This window comes from Synechococcus sp. BIOS-E4-1 (assembly GCF_014279995.1).
Lineage (GTDB): Bacteria > Cyanobacteriota > Cyanobacteriia > PCC-6307 > Cyanobiaceae > Synechococcus_C.
In genome coordinates, this window is sequence record NZ_CP047935.1 from 755,614 (window position 1) to 772,550 (window position 16,937).

The 16,937-nt window shown below is 48.7% G+C and carries 22 protein-coding genes; 15 read left to right on the forward strand and 7 right to left on the reverse strand.

Translation table 11 applies throughout. The features are described from left to right. Positions 1–225: 225 nt before the first annotated feature. From SynBIOSE41_RS03695 to SynBIOSE41_RS03720, 6 genes are all read left to right on the forward strand, one after another. The gene (locus tag SynBIOSE41_RS03695; protein WP_186539649.1) at positions 226–576 is read left to right on the forward strand and encodes a hypothetical protein; all 351 of its coding nucleotides are present in this window, start codon (positions 226–228) and stop codon (positions 574–576) included. Positions 577–722: 146 nt separating this feature from the next. Further along, on the forward strand, positions 723–1,517 hold the full coding sequence (locus SynBIOSE41_RS03700; protein ID WP_222930572.1) for a hypothetical protein: 795 nt from the start codon (positions 723–725) through the stop codon (positions 1,515–1,517). A gap of 238 nt (positions 1,518–1,755) precedes the next feature. Further along, positions 1,756–2,556, forward strand: coding sequence for a hypothetical protein (locus tag SynBIOSE41_RS03705; protein WP_186539651.1), 801 nt, complete (start codon positions 1,756–1,758; stop codon positions 2,554–2,556). A 14-nt stretch (positions 2,557–2,570) separates the two neighbouring features. Then, complete coding sequence (locus SynBIOSE41_RS03710) at positions 2,571–3,719, forward strand: PriCT-2 domain-containing protein (protein WP_186539652.1); 1,149 nt, start codon at positions 2,571–2,573, stop codon at positions 3,717–3,719. Between the two features lie 184 nt (positions 3,720–3,903). Next, positions 3,904–4,044 carry a hypothetical protein gene (locus SynBIOSE41_RS03715; RefSeq protein ID WP_186539653.1) on the forward strand — a complete coding sequence of 47 codons (141 nt, stop codon included), beginning with the start codon at positions 3,904–3,906 and terminating at the stop codon, positions 4,042–4,044. 67 nt (positions 4,045–4,111) lie between these two features. Then, entirely contained in the window at positions 4,112–4,369 is a 258-nt protein-coding gene (locus SynBIOSE41_RS03720; protein ID WP_186539654.1) for a Nif11-like leader peptide family natural product precursor, read from the forward strand. A 296-nt stretch (positions 4,370–4,665) separates the two neighbouring features. Here SynBIOSE41_RS03720 and SynBIOSE41_RS17950 read toward each other — a convergent pair whose 3' ends face one another. Then, a complete protein-coding gene (locus SynBIOSE41_RS17950) occupies positions 4,666–5,190 on the reverse strand; it encodes a DNA-3-methyladenine glycosylase (RefSeq protein WP_255475931.1) in 525 nt (174 codons plus the stop codon). 59 nt (positions 5,191–5,249) lie between these two features. On the opposite strand from SynBIOSE41_RS17950, the gene SynBIOSE41_RS03735 reads away from it, so the two are divergent. Both SynBIOSE41_RS03735 and SynBIOSE41_RS03740 read left to right on the forward strand, forming a co-directional pair. Beyond that, a complete protein-coding gene (locus tag SynBIOSE41_RS03735) occupies positions 5,250–5,492 on the forward strand; it encodes a Nif11-like leader peptide family natural product precursor (RefSeq protein WP_186539655.1) in 243 nt (80 codons plus the stop codon). A gap of 347 nt (positions 5,493–5,839) precedes the next feature. Further along, complete coding sequence (locus SynBIOSE41_RS03740; protein WP_186540771.1) at positions 5,840–6,085, forward strand: Nif11-like leader peptide family natural product precursor; 246 nt, start codon at positions 5,840–5,842, stop codon at positions 6,083–6,085. 282 nt (positions 6,086–6,367) lie between these two features. Here the strand turns inward: SynBIOSE41_RS03740 and SynBIOSE41_RS03745 are convergent, their stop codons facing one another. Continuing rightward, positions 6,368–7,087 carry a hypothetical protein gene (locus SynBIOSE41_RS03745; RefSeq protein WP_186539656.1) on the reverse strand — a complete coding sequence of 240 codons (720 nt, stop codon included), beginning with the start codon at positions 7,085–7,087 and terminating at the stop codon, positions 6,368–6,370. A 297-nt stretch (positions 7,088–7,384) separates the two neighbouring features. Here SynBIOSE41_RS03745 and SynBIOSE41_RS03750 point away from each other — a divergent pair, with 297 nt between their 5' ends. Continuing rightward, positions 7,385–7,678 (forward strand): hypothetical protein, encoded by a 294-nt coding sequence (locus SynBIOSE41_RS03750; protein ID WP_186539657.1) that lies wholly within the window; start codon positions 7,385–7,387, stop codon positions 7,676–7,678. Between the two features lie 50 nt (positions 7,679–7,728). Here SynBIOSE41_RS03750 and SynBIOSE41_RS03755 read toward each other — a convergent pair whose 3' ends face one another. From SynBIOSE41_RS03755 to SynBIOSE41_RS03770, 4 genes are all read right to left on the reverse strand, one after another. Then, positions 7,729–8,298 (reverse strand): hypothetical protein, encoded by a 570-nt coding sequence (locus SynBIOSE41_RS03755; RefSeq protein ID WP_186539658.1) that lies wholly within the window; start codon positions 8,296–8,298, stop codon positions 7,729–7,731. A 411-nt stretch (positions 8,299–8,709) separates the two neighbouring features. Continuing rightward, positions 8,710–9,150, reverse strand: a complete 441-nt coding sequence (locus SynBIOSE41_RS03760; protein ID WP_222930573.1) for a hypothetical protein — start codon at positions 9,148–9,150, stop codon at positions 8,710–8,712. 103 nt (positions 9,151–9,253) lie between these two features. Further along, the gene (locus tag SynBIOSE41_RS03765) at positions 9,254–9,895 is read right to left on the reverse strand and encodes a hypothetical protein (protein WP_186539660.1); all 642 of its coding nucleotides are present in this window, start codon (positions 9,893–9,895) and stop codon (positions 9,254–9,256) included. A 92-nt stretch (positions 9,896–9,987) separates the two neighbouring features. Continuing rightward, positions 9,988–10,674: a hypothetical protein gene (locus SynBIOSE41_RS03770; protein ID WP_222930574.1), complete on the reverse strand. Its 687-nt coding sequence runs from the start codon at positions 10,672–10,674 to the stop codon at positions 9,988–9,990. A gap of 218 nt (positions 10,675–10,892) precedes the next feature. Between SynBIOSE41_RS03770 and SynBIOSE41_RS03775 the strand changes: the two genes are divergently transcribed. The 6 genes from SynBIOSE41_RS03775 to SynBIOSE41_RS03800 all read left to right on the forward strand — a co-directional run bounded on the left by SynBIOSE41_RS03775 (position 10,893) and on the right by SynBIOSE41_RS03800 (position 15,643). Then, positions 10,893–11,057: a ribbon-helix-helix protein, CopG family gene (locus SynBIOSE41_RS03775; protein WP_186539662.1), complete on the forward strand. Its 165-nt coding sequence runs from the start codon at positions 10,893–10,895 to the stop codon at positions 11,055–11,057. Further along, on the forward strand, positions 11,054–13,183 hold the full coding sequence (locus tag SynBIOSE41_RS03780) for a hypothetical protein (RefSeq protein WP_186539663.1): 2,130 nt from the start codon (positions 11,054–11,056) through the stop codon (positions 13,181–13,183). Before SynBIOSE41_RS03775 ends, SynBIOSE41_RS03780 begins: the two co-directional genes overlap by 4 nt. 109 nt (positions 13,184–13,292) lie before the next feature. Continuing rightward, positions 13,293–14,042, forward strand: a complete 750-nt coding sequence (locus tag SynBIOSE41_RS03785; protein WP_186539664.1) for a hypothetical protein — start codon at positions 13,293–13,295, stop codon at positions 14,040–14,042. 66 nt (positions 14,043–14,108) lie between these two features. Further along, complete coding sequence (locus SynBIOSE41_RS03790) at positions 14,109–14,447, forward strand: hypothetical protein (RefSeq protein WP_186539665.1); 339 nt, start codon at positions 14,109–14,111, stop codon at positions 14,445–14,447. A gap of 4 nt (positions 14,448–14,451) precedes the next feature. After that, entirely contained in the window at positions 14,452–14,997 is a 546-nt protein-coding gene (locus SynBIOSE41_RS03795; protein ID WP_186539666.1) for a hypothetical protein, read from the forward strand. A gap of 49 nt (positions 14,998–15,046) precedes the next feature. Further along, complete coding sequence (locus SynBIOSE41_RS03800; protein WP_222930575.1) at positions 15,047–15,643, forward strand: hypothetical protein; 597 nt, start codon at positions 15,047–15,049, stop codon at positions 15,641–15,643. Between the two features lie 956 nt (positions 15,644–16,599). On the opposite strand, the gene SynBIOSE41_RS03805 is transcribed toward SynBIOSE41_RS03800, so the two are convergent. Then, positions 16,600–16,845, reverse strand: a complete 246-nt coding sequence (locus SynBIOSE41_RS03805; protein ID WP_186539668.1) for a DUF1651 domain-containing protein — start codon at positions 16,843–16,845, stop codon at positions 16,600–16,602. Positions 16,846–16,937 lie beyond the last annotated feature (92 nt).

Consider the following 16,937-nt stretch of genomic DNA (forward strand, 5'->3'; position numbering starts at 1 on the left):
TGCCCTCATCGATTAGCTGGTTGAATTTATGTTTAAGCTCAAGTGTCATCCTGACATTTTCTTGAGCGACTAATTTACTAGTCATTGGTTAACTGTCGATAGGTCAAAAGGAATATTTGTATATCATTCCCTATACATTGACTATAGCAATCTCGCGAAAGTAATGTGAATTAAAATAGAAACAGAGGCAAACACTCTGATCAAAGTATCAATCTGGGTCTCATCATGAATCAACTTTATCAACACAATCAAATTCAAAACTATCTTGACCGCCGACTGGTCGACTTCTTTTGCGAGGTCAATGCTGACAACGCTTGGGTGGATGCGAAGACCCTGGCCTGCTGGGTATTTGAAACCAATAACCCTTCTGAATTTCAGCGGCAATACACAGCGAAGAAGTTGAGGAATATAACGGGCATTGCTCATACCAGTGCAGCTCGTTTGTCCTTCCTGGATAGGAGGCAGCAAGTAGTTAATAATCGCTATGTGCACACATATAAACTGTCAAAGATGTGTGAGGAGGCTGGCTCTGGGATGCGGAAGGGGAAGAAGAAGTCTGTCTGCATTATTGATTGACTGTTGCTAGATTAGTGAAAGGTCAAGAGGAAGCCGTTCGATATGAGCGGCTTTTTTATGCATCGAAGTTCATCTAAAATAGACAAGGATGAGGTCATGTTTAGCAATATAAAAGACTAGACTTAAAAAACGAAGTAGAAAAGCGAATGAAGACTTATTTGATTGAACAGTTCTTTGCGTTGATGGGTATCGAAACGCGTGTCGTCAATGCAGACAAAGGTGTGTTGGAGATCCCGAGCATGGTCGGTCTTCTTGTGGCCGTTAGCGAATCAAGGGAGAAGCAGCTGGCTGCCTTTGATGGGTTCCGTGAGTTGAGCAGTAGAAGCGGATGCACTATTGCTTCTTGCGTTCAGCTCGACAGTCCTCATGGCTCGACTGTTGTTCCTGGCATTGGACGAGTACCTGTCTTCACCGTGTTCTCTGGTCGCCTTGAAGACACGTTCAAGACGAATGGGCACAAGGTGATCAACAGGAGAGCGGCGACTGTTCTGGATGATTACGAGCGCCGTTCAAAGGCTCCTCTGGCCAAGACCGAATACTTGAGCTGGCTATGTAGGACCATCGGTGTCACCAGGCCCAAAGACCTTGCAGCTTTTCAGGATCTGATGGTGGAAGCAGACGCTGCAAAGGGTTCTGAAGTCATCCCTGCTATCGGTGAGTTGGCAATTGGTAGGGGTACGCGAACAGCAGTGCTCACTATCGGAGCTGATGTTGAGTTCGTCGATACCGAGCCTGTCGTATGTGAAAGTAGCTATTGCCTGTATGACCTTGAACGTCTTCAAGGTGAGATGACATCAGCCCAGGCGCACGTTGTCAATAAGATGGCAAGAGTCTTTGAAGAATGTTGTAAGACCAAGCAGACGATGAAAGCGACGGTCACTCCTGGAGTATCTGTTAATCAGTCAGCAACAGAGCAGGCGCTTGAATTGATGAGTGCATAGTCATTGCAATGTATCTGACGCTTTGCTCTGGTTGAATGGCAAGGGCATTTGTTTTGCACTTGTTAATATCTAGTCACATTTCTAATATATGAGAGTCTGGAAAAGATATTCAAAGATCCTCAATTATAGAAATAATCGTTTATATTATTGAAAGCGATGTGAATAGATTGATATTCAAATTGCTATCAGCTGTGTGTATGCGCAGTACCTATACAAAGATCAACAATCATCATTAATTATGTCCACTGAAACTAAAGCTCTTACTGACTTTGATTATTCGCCAGCTCACTGCGGAATGATCGTGGCCACTGTTGCTGCCAAGGTCGGTACTTATGCCGTCGAAGGAGGAATCCTCACGATGACTGCGAACGCTCAAGGCAATACCGATATCTGGTTCCCTGTTGAGATCTCTGCTGCGGAGGCTGCTCGTGCACAGATCGAAGCTCTCGATAAGGGAGCACAAGCAAAAGGGAGAGCAAGCTTCCGCTTCCAGGTGACTGGTCCTGTCGAGATGGATTACGCACCTTCAGAGCTGGCAGGAAATCCTGATCGTCAACTGAAGCTTCATGTCGCTGCTGCAACCGTCAGGCCTGTGCATCCGCGACCTGACGTCGACCCCCACAGCAACACCGTCTTTCTGTTTGGTCAGATCCAAGACAAGGGTTGGTCAATGGAGTTCATTCACTTGAACAGCAGTGTTGAAGATGACAAGAGTCCACTCGCCGTGAAGCTGACCAAGCAAGCACAGGCTGACGTTGCTCACCTCAAAGGCAAGAACGTCGCAGTCGTTGGATCGTTGAGTCGTCAGCAGAGCACGGAAGCTCGCACTGATGACAAGGGCACGACGTACAACCCCTATGACCACGTGAGCTTGGCCATCACTACTGCTCAAGAATGTGTGAGCTTTGCGGGTAAGTCGCGGTACAACGGTGGTGGTAAAAAGGCCCAGACCCCTGTTACTGACTACGAGTCTGGTTATGACGTCGACGGTGTCGATACCAGCAATGCCGCTATCGGCCTTGATGATCTGCCGTTCTGATCGAGGTCAGAGCAATGGATCCCAAGGACATTCGAGTCACGGTCTCGACCAATACTTGTTGCACGAACAAGACCCGACATCAAGGAGAGCACGAGCAATGGCAAAACGTTGCTCTGCCTCTTGGTGATCTCATCAATGAGTTTGTTCGTAAGGGCTATGCGTTCTGTCCATCGCTGTTCAGAGGTGGCTATCGCTCTGGTGCCAACGCTTTCGGAGGTGACACCGTTGTTATTGACGAGGATGAAGGCATCGATCCTGCTGTGATTGCCGAACTGCCTGTCTTTAAGGCATTCGGTATTGCGATCTGGCCCAGTGCCAGCAGCAGTGTCACTGCAGAGAAGAAGGGAGTTGATGGACAGGTCAGATCTCGTGTCTTGTTCCGTGTTGGCAGAAGTTTCAACACAGGTAAGCCCACGACTGCAATCGCATTGGAGAGGACAGCTGTCCACGTCGAGCGCATCGCAGTCAGTGAATACATCTATGACCGCTTCTGCAGAGAGCTCGGCATTGAAGGACTGCAGGACGACTGCGGTAAGACTGTTGGCCAGCTGATGTATGGCAACGACGGTAAGACTCCCGTCGAGTTCCAACGAGATGACGGAACAAAGAGCACGTATCCCTGCTCAACCGACAGCTGGCTCTACTTGAACGATGGCTGCATGCCTGTAGATCTGATGGATCAGCTGATTGCTGACTTCCGTGAACAACAGGGAGAACGTCTCAAACCAAAGGCACGACGTACCGAGGAAGAGAACGAGCAGGACTATCAGCTTGCACTCTGGATTCTGGAGAACGACGTCTTGTCAGAGGAGGTACTGACTGACCGTAAGTCATGGACCAAGGTTGGCATGGCTTGTCGAGGCATCAGTGATGACCTCAAGGAGCCATGGCTTGCAACCTGTTCACGGTTTGACGACGGTCACTACTGGAGAGCCTGGTCCTATATGGAGCAGAACTGGGAACGCTTCAGTGAGACTTCTGCCATAGGGATTGGAACGCTAATCCACTACGCCAACGAAAGCGATAAACAGTGGCGTTATCTCTGCCCCTTCATGGGAAAGACACAGAAACAGTTCATCAGTCCTTGCTTCCAGCTCCTGCGTTCACATAAGCCAGGTACTCCAGGCTTCTTCAATTTTTCACTTACTGGCTACGAATCATGAGTACGACACCTAAACGAAATAATCAAATCACTGTCAGGTTTACTGACTTTGAGGAAGGCTTTCTCACTTGGTATGCAATGCACATCGATTGCGATAGAGCCAACAGTATTAGGCATGTCTTGAGTTCCTTCCTGGCAGACCATGATCAACTGGTAGCTCGTTATCTTGAGGAGAAGAAGTGAACATGGAAGACGACATCTGGCAACGTAAGCATGAAGAGCAGGTAGAAGAAGAAGAGCTCACTCAAATCCTGATCGCAAGAAAGGAGCTTGAGAAGATGCTTCTACCTTCTGTACTACGGGAGGTTGTCGATAAAGCAGATTGATAGATGGTTGTCAGACAAAGACACTAGAAGATATCAATGCTATAACCGTTAAAGACTCCTGAAACCTATGTCAGAAGAACAACTCAAAGCCTTCCTGGAGAAGGTCAAAGCAGACACCAGCCTTCAGGAGAAACTCAAAGCTGCTGCTGATTCAGACGCAGTTCTTGCGATTGCAAAAGAGGCTGGCTTTAGCATCTCTGCTGATGACTTGAAGAACGCTCAATCAAAGGTTTCAGAAGAAGAGCTTGAAAATGCATCTGGGGGGAAGGTCACTGGTGTCTCGACTGGACAGAGGTGCACTGTGTTAATATGCTGGTGTGTGTAGGGGGGTCACTGGCTGTGCCACTGACATATGTTACCCATCACTGTGTTGCTAGAAGATCAGGACTGCCGTTAGAGATTGACCACAGCCAATACACTCAAACCCCCTGCATTGACAGGGTTTTTTTATTTCTTCAATCTCGCCAGTAATCCCACAAATCAGCCTTCAATACCTGGCACCATTATCCATAAAACAGTCAAAGCTTTCACACGCCCAGCCGCCTAATCAATCCACAAAAAATACAAGACACAGCAAATAAAGCCTCAGCTTTCTTTAGTCCTATATCTATTCATATCCACTCAACGCAACTGCCAAAACCTTCGCTCCCTATCACCATCACGGATGCCATTTGCCCGTCTAAATCTCACCGCAACTTGATACCACTCCTCTGGGATTTGATTGAGCCGAACATCAAAAGCAAAAGGGAGTTGCTGTTGCCCTGGTGAGACCCGTTTCTTCTTGCTTCTACTGCTCCCAACCAATCGCTTCAGCATCCTTGAGCCCCAATGGCACTTAGCCCCTCCCTTGGCGTGATGGCGATACTTCTGGCAGAACCGCCCAGGCTCACCAAACAGCGTCTCGTTTTGCGGCGAACGCCTGCGGTAGCCGTGGCAGGCAGGTTCGTCCTGTGAATACGCCTCCGTTTCCACAATCACGCCCCACAACACCCCTCCATCGCTCTGGCGTTTCACCAGCCGACAGCCCACCAAGTCAGGTCCCACCACCTCTGCAGGGCGGCAGAAGAAGGATTGAGGTAGAGCTGGGAAATCGTTGGCGATGTGCTGGGTGGCTATGGGCGTGGCTGGAGCGACAACCTTCTTCACTGAAGTCTGACAATGCAGCCTGCAGAAGAGACAATTGAATTATCTACATTCTTTCCCTTATGTCAGAAGAACAACTCAAGGCATTCCTCGAAAAAGTCAAAGGCGACTCCAGTCTTCAGGAAAAGCTCAAAGCAGCCGCTGATGTTGACGCAGCTCTTGCAATTGCGAAAGAGGCTGGGTTTAGTATTTCTGCTGATGACGTTCGGACGTCAATTTCAGATGAGGAACTTGAAGGCGCGGCTGGGGGTGGTTACGACTGCACTAGGGAAGACTGGTCCTGCAACCCCGACTGCATTCGATAGACGTTCGCAAGCCCAGACTTACACACCCACGAAAGCCCCTGCATTGACAGGGGTTTTTTATTGCTTCAATGGTCTGACTGACCCCATAAATCAGCCTTCAATACCTGGCACCATTATCCATAAAACAGTCACTAGTTTCACCCATCCAACCGCCTAATCCATCCACAAAAAATACAAGGCACAGCGAATAAAGCCTCCGCATTCTTTAACCTTACATCTACTTATATCTCCTCAACGCAACTGCCAAAACCTTCGCTCCCTATCACCATCACGGATGCCATTCGCCCGTCTAAATCTCACCGCAACCTGATGCCACTCCTCTGGGATTTGATTGAGCCGCACATCAAATACAAACGGCACTCAAAGCCTTCTTGGAGAAGGTCAAAGCAGACACCAGCCTTCAGGAGAAGCTGAAAGCTGCAGCTAATACTGATGCAGTTCTTGCGATTGCGAAAGAGGCTGGGTTTAAGATTTCTGCTGAAGACTTGAAGAACGCTCAAGTCACAGAGCTTTCAGATGAGGAATTGGAGGGCGCAGCTGGAGGGAGGTGTGCTTGCAAAGACTTTTACTCTGTGCCAACTGTTGAGGGTTAGCCTACCTGCGTTCTCAAGCCTACACACCCGCGAAAGCCCCTGCATTGACAGGGCTTTTGCTTCAATGCTACGAGAGTCTCTTGACAAAAAGGGTAATGGTTAAAATGAATATAGTCTTGGTTATCTCTTCTCAAACCGTCAAGATAGATCTAATTCCAAGACACATTATTTGTTGCTGATTGTTAGGATTAAAAGAGCAAAAGAGTTAAGTTCATTTGCTTTTGCTCAAGGATAGAGAGAAGCTCGACGCATGCACTCGTCGGGCTTTTCTTTTGTCCAAGGTTAAGCAGCGACAAGCTCTCGTTGCACTGCAAGTTCATCAGGGTCAACGCCATCCATGATCAGTTTGACGTCTTTAATTAGTTGAACCTTGTCTTTACTGCTGTTATCAATCGTGTCGAGAATATTGATGAGCTCAATAGTGTAAAGAGAAAAGGAGAAGTCATCCTCGTATAAATCGTAGTCAGTGTTGTCGAGGTCCTCACCGAAGGTTTGCTCGAGAGCTGACTGTGCATCAACGCCCATGGCATAGAAGCTCATGTCCCAGATGAGTTGTGCTTCAGGAGCCATAACCATCGTGTGTTTTTCTGCAGAGACAACAACCCAGTCGTGCTCTGGCATTAGCTCACGAGCCAGCATCAGGTCGTAGCCAGCACGCCAGTGACAACCTGCTGCCATTACAAACTGGTGATAGTTCGGCCTACGCCCTGGTGGGAGGAAACAGTCCCAGTCCATGGTCACCACCTGCCAAGGCAGTAGATACTTCTCGTCTTTCAAGGGACGACGTGGTTCTACATACCTGTCGAAGTTGTAATTCTCTAGGCATTCCCACCTCTTCACCGCATCGAAGGCCAAGCATGCACGGTGAACCTCACGGCGCACACGTTCAGAGCGGAGCAGCTTATTCAGTTTCCTTGCGAATAGAAGCGGGTTGATGATCTTGTATTGAGCGAAGTCTTTCTTGAGTTGTTCTGTTGTAAGTAGTTCTGTAATTGGTTTCATTTGCATTCTTATTTATACTATTAGTCTAGCTATAGATTGTATCTTTTGTGGATATTAATAGCGTCATTGTCGGTTGCATTTCAGTCACATTTGCAAGAGTAATCACACTACATGTGTAGCGTAATGTTTGCAAAGAGATAAGATCGTATTCCTTGAAATCCCAGTGAGTCGCTAGCATCTTGAGTGATAATGTCTGGTGGATAGCACTACCTTGTTATTAGGTTTATCACTACACAAATAATCCCCAATTAAATATAAGCAGTAGCTATAGTTAATTGGTACTCGTGATAATTAAAAATGAGCGATTCTATTTTTAATGATAAGCAGCTTCAGCTCCTCGCTTCCATTTACGTATCAAATCTTGTCCAGGCACAACCTGTCAATGTGCTTCTCCAGGTTTGTACAAGCGCACTGCTTCAGAATTACCAGGATCTGAATAGCTATGACTTAAAGGACAGGATTGTTAGTGAAGCAAACATTGAGACCTGGAACAATCTGGTGGAGCGTCTGAAGTCAATCGAAGCTGCAGCCGCACAAGACACAGCTACCGAAGCTGAAGCAGATGAAGCACCCGCAGTGGCTGCGACTTGAAGCTTTAGTAGATGAGTCGATGGTCGTGAGTGCTTGACGGTGCTGTGCTGCTACAGATCAGACATACCACCGTCACGCATTCGAGAGAGGAGTATCTGGAACTGCTCTTGCATCTTTGCTGGACGTTCCTCTATATCTTTTTGATATTGCTGCTCCCACTTTTCATAGTGCTCGTCACTCGGTGGTTCACCATTCTGCTCTTCATACTTCTCGCATTTGACATCAGCAGTAACAGGCAAGGGCCATACCTTTTCCTCGGGGAGTGAATACATATTGAACCCAATAGGATCGTCCAAGGATTCACCACTCAAAACGTGGTCGATCGTCTCCTCTTCACCTTGAATGCTCTGGATCATCGAGACCCAGCCGATGAAGTCCTCCCTTTCAGATGGTCGTAAAGCAAACTCATTATAGGCGAATGCTCCGTAACCACCAGACGAAAGTACAAAGTAATTATCTTCTAGCTTGCTTTCTTTATCGTCGATAGTCACGCCATATTCATTGAAGCCTTCTTCGCAGTGAGCATCAGCAAGGCCACCAGGGAAGGGCTCTGTTGTTTTGCTTTCAGATAAGAGTCTGTTAAACACACGAAGGGCTACATCTTCTGACTCGAATACCATTGCTAGCTTATGTTCACACGTAAGACCCATTGCATTTAATCATCAGTCTTTAAAGACTAGCTATGTAGACAACTGATGCTGTCAAAGATACGCAACTTAAAAGCACACGTCTTTATGTTTGCATAATGATTGCCATGGAAGCTCCTCGCTCAATCCTGATTCTCTCGGCGTTCCCTCGAACTCTGCGGATGTTAAATCTTCAGTAGGCTCGGCAACTGACAAACCTTCTCCAGCTGGTATGACAACTCGCTTGTAAACCTGCCCTCCAGCTACATGGATGTAGTCTCCATCTGAAGAAACAGTATGGTCTGAAGTAGGTGAGCCGTAGTCTACTTTCTTTTGTGCTTTCTTTTAAGCAGGCATATGTATTGCATTGGTTACCGATATAATCTAACAAGATTGATTGTCGTGTTATCTCTGGCGACGATGTCTCCGAGCGTTAGGCGAGAAGAAGGTGAAGGCTGGTAGACGCTCAAGCTTTTCTACGTCGCGCTTTTCTTCTATCTCTTCGAGTTCATTCATTAAATCATCTCCCTTGCGTGCGAATTCTTCTCTTGCCCTAGCGACTTGTTCAGGATCCCACTGCTCTTCGTACTTGTGCAGCATCTCCTCGAGAGCCTTGTAGATTTCGCGGTATTTAGGCGGGTGTCCTTGTGGTGATGATGAGGCTGCGTATACCTTTGACAACAGTTGAATTAACGAAGTCATCTCTCCGCAGCTGTCATCTCTTACCGAGTGAGAGACAGTTCGAATAAATTCAAAGCGAGAGCAGACGTTTTCAAGTAACCACTGTTGTCGAGCGATATCGTTGTTGTTTGCTTCACTCAACGTTGCAAGGTACATCTTTGCCATTGCTTCTTCTCGCTATGCCTGACTTACTCATAACTCTTTGCTGCAGTGAACCACAAGCAAAGTGTCCAGCCGCTCAAGCTGAACACACGAGTAGAGGGTTGAGTCAGAGAGCAAGCGTTCCTTGGAAGAAGTCTGTGTCAGAAACGTCGTCGGGAATAAGTCGAGCTTTTCTTAAATCAGCAACTAGCTCGGGGGTGTTCTCGTATTCCTCTTTCTTGTTTCCGTATCGCTTATGGCCTGCTGCTTTGAGGTTGGCGTGGACCCGTCCCTCTTCAGTCTTGGAGACGCCATAGGTTTTCGCCATCAAGATCCATTCACCACCAGCTTTTGACTCATGGGTTTTGATGCGCTCATCAAGGTCACTGCCCCAGCCAACATTCAGGTACAGCCCGTTCGGAAGCTTCATCACGTACATACCCTGCTGATCCTTTTCAAGAATCCTGTTGATGTCGAGCCTCATCCGCTCACGTTCGATCGCGGCTTTCTCGTTAACAGCAGCCTGGCGTTGGTTAACCACTGCCTGCTCTTCTGAAATTCCCACGGCTTTAACAGTGCCCTGATGGCTTGACCTGTAGGAGGTGTGCTGACTTGACTTGGAAGGGAGGCCCATCGCTTCGCGCATCCTGCGCTCTGGCCCGAGAAGCTTCTCTTCTATTTTGCGCATGGGAGCAACCAGCTCCTCGATCTCCAGCATCGGGGCAGTGATCCGATCGATCTGCTCTTGCAGTGCGTACAAACCCTTCATGAGTTCGAGATCAAGTGACCCTTCATTTTAGGCACTGCAGATGGAGTCTCAACCCCCTACGGCACTAGGGCTAGTGTCATCCCCTTCAGCAGTCAGGGGAAGGGATACATCTCGATGTCACGGTCAGGACTGTTGGCCATGGCGTTGATCAGGCCCAAGGTAGACACACCTGCAGAGGTCAGGCCTCCTGACATCAGCGCGTTCTCCATTGCTTGCTTCTCAATGGCGTTGTCGAGAAGGCCGATCTTGCTGACAACTTTCTCTGGCCCGAATCGATCCTCAAGCTGACCGATCCTTTCAACGTACCTACGGCTAGGCAATCGTGAGGTTCTGTGAGCAATAGCTCCTGCACCTACACCAGCTCCTGCAGCGAGGAGGCCTAGAGCAGCAGGCGTGATTGCTGACCCAACAAGGCCTTCTCCTTGGAGAGCGTTGATCAAGCCAGCAGCTGATGCAGCACCGCCTGTAAGCATTGCTCCCTTGATGATCTGTCCCCTGATCGCATCGATGGCCTGCAGCTTTGTCCGAGCTTCAGCTGGCGAAAGCTCTGCTGCAGGAGTCTCCATACTCACTCGTCTTGAGTAAACACCAGGGGCTTGATAGGTATGGTCCTCAAGACCAGGGCCGATGACGCTACGAAGTTCGTCTGGTCTATCGCCAGGGAAGAGATTAAAGATGTCGTCTTCTCTCTGCTGATAAGCAAGCAGCGCATCCCGATCCTGTTCGTCGATGAACCGTGCACCTGCCTCTTGCTCGGCAAGTCTCTCAACTGCGCTCATCGCTTCACGCTTTTCACGAGCAGTCGGCTGCCGACCGTACATCCGATCAAAAGCTTGGTTGAATTCAACCTCACCCATAGAAGGCTGACGCCTACGCGCTCTATTAGCAGCCATTATTATTAGTGCAATATATTCTTCTTTGTTATCATATTTGTCTTACAAAATATTGTAGAATAGAAGTAACAGTATTGAGTGGAGTAATACAAATGATTAGTGGTTTGAACAAAGAAAGCACGCTGAACGTGCGTGTTCCAGGCGATTACAAGGATCAGATCGCCGAGGTTGCCAAGCAAGCAGGCATCTCTCCCTCTGAATTTGTGAGACGCAGCCTGCGTCATTCATTGGAGATGGTTGAGCTGACACAGAGAGGACAGAGGCAATGACGTCCAGTTACAACAGCAATCCATATTCCGATCCTGTTTTCCTTGAGCGTGCACGCAATCCAGCTAACCCAGAGTTCTGGCGAGCATTAGGTGACGGACTTAAGGGAGGCATGGATGTGGCTCCTGAAGAGCGCCATGGAATGTTGAGGCACATTCGAGATGTGCAGGGCATGGACGAGGCACCGCGTATTCACTACGTCCTTGGCAATAATCCTTTGGTGGATCTGGCCAAGCAAGTCAAGGCAGTCAACCCTGAAGGAAGGATTGCTCGGATGCTTCCTGGCATCAGTCCCTATGACGATGAGGAGCTGATCCGCCGTGGGAATGCTGGCTTCCTCCTCGGGCCTCAACTCACCCGAGGTGAACAGATCAAGCCTGATGCTTCACCTGAAGTAGTCGAAGCCTTCAAGGAAAAGCTGCGGAGAATTCCTACTGTCTCCAAGGCAGGGTATGCACTGGGCAACCTTGCACAGGACTTCACGAACAACGCATCAAGGAACATTTGGTGGCTGATCAACGCACCCCAGGCAGTGGTCGACCTGGCTAGTGAAAGTGTTGCTTCTCAACTGAACCCTTCCCTATTCGGTGCCGAACGTCTCACCTCTGGAGCTGATGGAATTACTGAAGCCGAGAAGCTTGGTCTGATTCGTTTCAGTCCGAAGGGAGGTACAGCAGAAGAGCAGTGGGATAGGGCCAAGAAAGTTGTCGATGGGATTCAACCTTCACCCGTTCCTCCTGGCGGCACTGCTGCTGGTTACGGTCAGCTTGATCCTCTTGTCTTCACCCCTGAACAGCAAGCGCTCTATGAGGATGCACAGGACAAGCTGAAGAACTACAAGGACCTGCTCGATAACGAGAGGAAGGAAAGGAACAAGGCAGAGAACTATGTAGCCAGTGCGCCTGGGGTCAGGAAGGTTGAACGGGAGGGAGGCAAGACCTTCTTCAAGCGTCGTCGGTTTAATCCGAACCTCGTCAGCCTTGCTGCTCTACTACCTGCCGCAACAGCAGTTAACGCAGGCATTGGCCTACTGGATAGGCAAGACGGTTACGCCGCAACCGTTCCGAGTGATGAGGATCCCAGGCAAACCAGCAATGCCATTGCCGAGGTTGCCTCTCGATATTTCCTCGGACGTGAGGGCAACCTCTTACCTGCTGATGACGTTCTGCTTGAAAGACCTGACGTCACACGGGCTGAATACAACCAGTACAAGGGCTATCTCCGTGACAGAGAGATCGATCTGAATCCGTTTGATGACGGCAAGATCAATCTCGGTGGCGTGCTCAAGACCAACCCTGATGGGATACGAGGTGTTGAAGTTCAGTTCCTCGGGAAGTCATTGCCAGTGAACGACACGCTGATGCCTGTTGCTGGTGCTCTGCTTGGTACAGCAGCTGGAGCTGCACTCTCAAATGTTGGGTCGCTTCGTTTTCGTCGAGGACGTTTGAATGATCCAAACAAAAAGATCGCAGAGGCTTATCGCCAGAAGATAAGCAAAGGCAACCGTGTTGAGAAGGCGCTTGGAAAAGCAGCTGGTTTTATTCCTGAATCGATACCGCGTAAGGACCAGGGTGTAGGCGAACGAAACTTCAATCCAGCATTCAAGGAAGGCACGCCACTCGGTGACAGTGTCCGTGGAGTCCAGAGGTTCTTCGATGCACCTGATGCACAGAACTCATGGACGAATAATGTTCGTACCTTGTCTGCCCTTGCAGCTGGCGGAACCGTCGGAGCTCTTGCTGCTGGAGCCATCGCTGGAGCACTAGAGGACGAGCGCAGGCGTCGGAACTTTGCCGAACAGTACGGCGAGGACTTGGATTACGACCAGTACAAATCAAACGCAGCGGCTCTTCTTGACACCAAGATCCGCATGGGTCGAGAGAATCCAAACGCTGCACAGGAACGTGAGCAATCTGCGGTCGGGTTCTCAAGGCGTAACCAGCAGGCAGCTCTCATGGATTACGCCCTTGAGCAGCAATCTTTGATTGATCAGATGGCCCCTGGTCCTGACAGGGAAAGAGCTAGCGATTTACTGGGCAAGCAGATGTGGGCACTATCAAAGGCCAGCTCTATTGATGAAGAGATCGGAGCCCGAAGGAAGCAAAAAGATGAGGAGCAGTTGTTATGAATACTCAATGACTACTGACAGCTATCTATCTATTACTTACTAACAACTGGAGACAAGACAAATGACTAAAGCAAGACGACGCGGAATCAATAGAGAACCCAGGCAAACTATGCCAGTCCCCACTCCACAAGAGCTGAACTTTATTGAACGAATCAACCCATTCGGAGGTGCGAGACGGCAGCAACTTATCAATGACTACGCAGCCGCAGAGCAGATTCGCAGGCAGAACGAAAGGGTTCAAGGTCGGGAAGATGTTATGGAATATCTGCCTGAATTTATGAAGTCAGATGCCACTCGCAACGTGATCGATGCGGTAGGTGACGCACAAGCACAGGTAAGAGCGATCCCTCGTGGCGCCTACCTTGCCGCAGGTATTACTGGAACTGCTGGTGCAGTAGCTGCACTCAACGCAGCTAATCAACTAATGAACGAAGGTTATGAACCAACTCCATTCCGAGTGGCCTCGCGTAGTACTGGAAACTTTATTGATGGAATTACTGGTGGTATCGCTGGTGGCCTAGGCCTCGACCCACTGGCGAAGGCAAGGGCAAACGTTCAGCAAATGAATGAAAGCATCGGTTCACCTGCTGTCGTGAGGGCATTGGTTGACGATGAAGTCAGAGCCGCCGAAGAAGCTCAATCTCTTGAATTTAGAGCGCAGCAGAGAGCTATTGATCAGGGCCCTGCCAACACCTTCGATTCACAAGTCGCTGACCTTGTGAACAACAGAGCACAAGAGCTGATGGCTACGCCGATTCAACAGTCTGACGGCAGCGTTGCTCCGATGGACTTTGATACTGCAATCCGTCTTGCTCAACAAGAAGTAGGGATGCAGTTGCGTGCCGAAGGGATTTTATAGCCTTCACATTCAATAGATCATTCACTTAAACTTATTACATAAGGAGAAAAACAAATGAACAATGACATGGCTAACCTTATTCAAGCGCTACAAGCAAGTGGGCTGAATCCAAGACAGGTTGAAGAACAGCTTCAGAAGATGGGAATGATGGCTGCTAATAATAGTATGTCTCAATCCGACAGAGTTGTAAGGACTGTGTCAGAGCCAGATGCACCTGGGACTTACATTACTGCGGAACAGAATATGCAAGCTCAATTTGAGCAAACTGTGGCAGGAGTCGAGGCTATGAATCGTTTTAAAAAAGTCAGCCAATATGAACCTCCCATTCCTATCGTGTCACCAAATACCACTGTGATGAGTAATGGAACTCCTATTTCAGTAGACACTGTGGAGTATATAAGGTGAAATTATGAGTGAAGATTCAAGACAAGCTAAAGCAGAGGAAGCCGTCTCTGCAATGAGCCCTCAACAAAGAGCGAACCTATATCAGGAGTTGGTCAGTCAGAATTTTGAGGAATCAAAACAAGCTGCGGTAAGAACAACCGATCTCCTAGCTGTAGATTCTTTCATCAACGACAATGCTACTGACAGCAGCGACCTAAACCCAGCCGTCGGGATGCTGCTAGCAATTTCATCTACCTTGAATGTAGGACTGTCTTCGCAGGCCAGAGCTGAAGAAGCAGCATACACAGAAGACACACGGTATCCCCAAGAGCTGTCGGAAGCAATGAGTATCCTTTCAACCGAAATCTTGGAGGCTGCTCAAGTTCTGCACACACTGCATGCTCATTATGCAGCAGCTTTATCTTTCAGAAAAGTTGAGATGTTTATCCTTGATGATCAAGGCAGTACGAAACCTTACCCTGTAAAACAAAAAGATATTAACAAGTTAGAGCAGCTCTTTGCCAAGAGTGAAAGCCTTGTGACAGGAGACAAGACAGATGCCTCGTCCTAAACGAAAGCCACTTCAAGCTGATGATCTACGCAAACAAGCTGTCAAGAGGATGCGACAGAGAGCTGTGTCGCAATATCTCCCCATAGATCCTGAAGCTAGATGTGAAGCACTGGGTGAGCTTGCTGATCTAGATATCACAAAACTCACAAGGAATGAGCTATTGCATTTAAGTGGAATACTCCGTGTGCTTTACGATGATGCTGTGGATGAGTTGCGGCATACAAAAGAACAAGAGAGCACAGATACTTACATGAGTACCTGTGCCGTCGGTGTAGCTGAAGCAACGGCTAAAGGGATAACACCAGCAGCTGGGCAAATGTCAGTAGAGGAGTGGAGCAAGATTCATCGCATCAACCCAGTGACTGGTAAAAACAAGAGAGGCTTCGCACCGAAGAACAAGAAGTCTATCTTTGATATATCAGAGGGGACACATGGCACTATCTCTAAAGAGCAGCATGAAGAGAGGGTTAAAGAAGGAGTACTTGACGAGCTCACTGACGCAGAAAGAATTCGAGCTGAACTCGACGCAAGTTTTCAGCAGGCATTAGACAATCCCAAGGTCGCAGTACGACAAGGTAAGCGGGTACGTGGTGGCAATAACTGGATTAGCAAGCGTGAAGACTTCTATGACGTGGCACGCAAATAAACGAAGATCAAGCATCATGCTAAATAATATAAGGAAACTAAAGATTACTACTAATTAATTTTAGTATTCCAATAGAGAATGCGTAGTGCATACGGTTCACGTTTGAAGTATGGCACTACACATGAGTTCGTGAAACCCCAGAGTCAGAGTTTGAGTCAAGCTCTATCGGGGTTTACGTAAACAGTTCCGCCTGTTTAATCGTCGGTCAAAACCTTTGTCATGACTAGCGCCTAACTAATGGGTGGCAATTGTTAACTTAAGTAAAGTTGCTACGATGCCTCACGCATTCGTCGTGACGCGTATGTGCATCAAAGGTTTTGCATTTAAGGTTGCACATATGCTGCAGCAAGGATTAAGTAATAGCACGTATTAGTAACTAGATAGTGTCACTTACGTGCGTAAAGCTATGGCTTTCTTCGGGAAAGTTCGTATGTTTTTTGAGTCGCTGTTTTTCTTCTGAAGTTCTTGAAACCGAGGCGGCTTTCGTGCCCGCGCCTGCGAGCCTTCAAGAAAGAGAAAGGGAATGTGCCCCGTCGACGCAAGTCACAGCAAAAGCAGCAGCTTAAGAGTGGCGATCTAGGCATATGTACCTAGCTGCCTTACTCAAGTCTGCCCTCTGCGATTAGACGGAGGCTCATCAGTAAGAGGGGACTGCTCTGCTTGTGTCGAGCTTTCCCAGCGACAGCTGGGTAAAGCGAAGACGTCAGTCACGGAATGTGGTCGGAGGAAGGATCAGTCGTACCTGGTAGTGCCTCGCTGCTGTCAGTACTGGCGAATGTCATCAGCTTGGGAGCAGCTGCTTTGCTCGCATGCCTCTCCTCCTCGAGGCCGTAATAGCTGGAGCCGTCATGGTGATTTCAGCTGCTCTGGTGCTGCGTGAAGCCGCCGATTGATGGCTGGATAGGTGCCCAGCTTTGCTGAAAATAAAAACTGAAGAGCACGCATCGGTGCTCTCCTTATGGCTCGGCATCTGCTCCCCATGCAGGCTTGGCAATGGTCCAGCCCAGCCTCTTCAGCTGAAACCAAAGAGAGGCTGCGTCTTCATATCGCATCTCCCTGCGTGTCTTGAGCAGGGCTGGACCGTCTGGCATGGGCCTGCCGTGGTCAACAAACACCCTCTGATCCTTGGCCCAGGTCTTTGTTGGATCTCTGTGGAACCTTGCACGCCAATACCCCTTCGGATCTGCGAGCCATCCATCCATGACCTTCCTCGTTGCTAGAACACATGTACTAGCTGCGGGGCTGGAGGCTTGTCAACGGCCTTTGTTTAACGGAATCACGTGGTGTCCCCTTT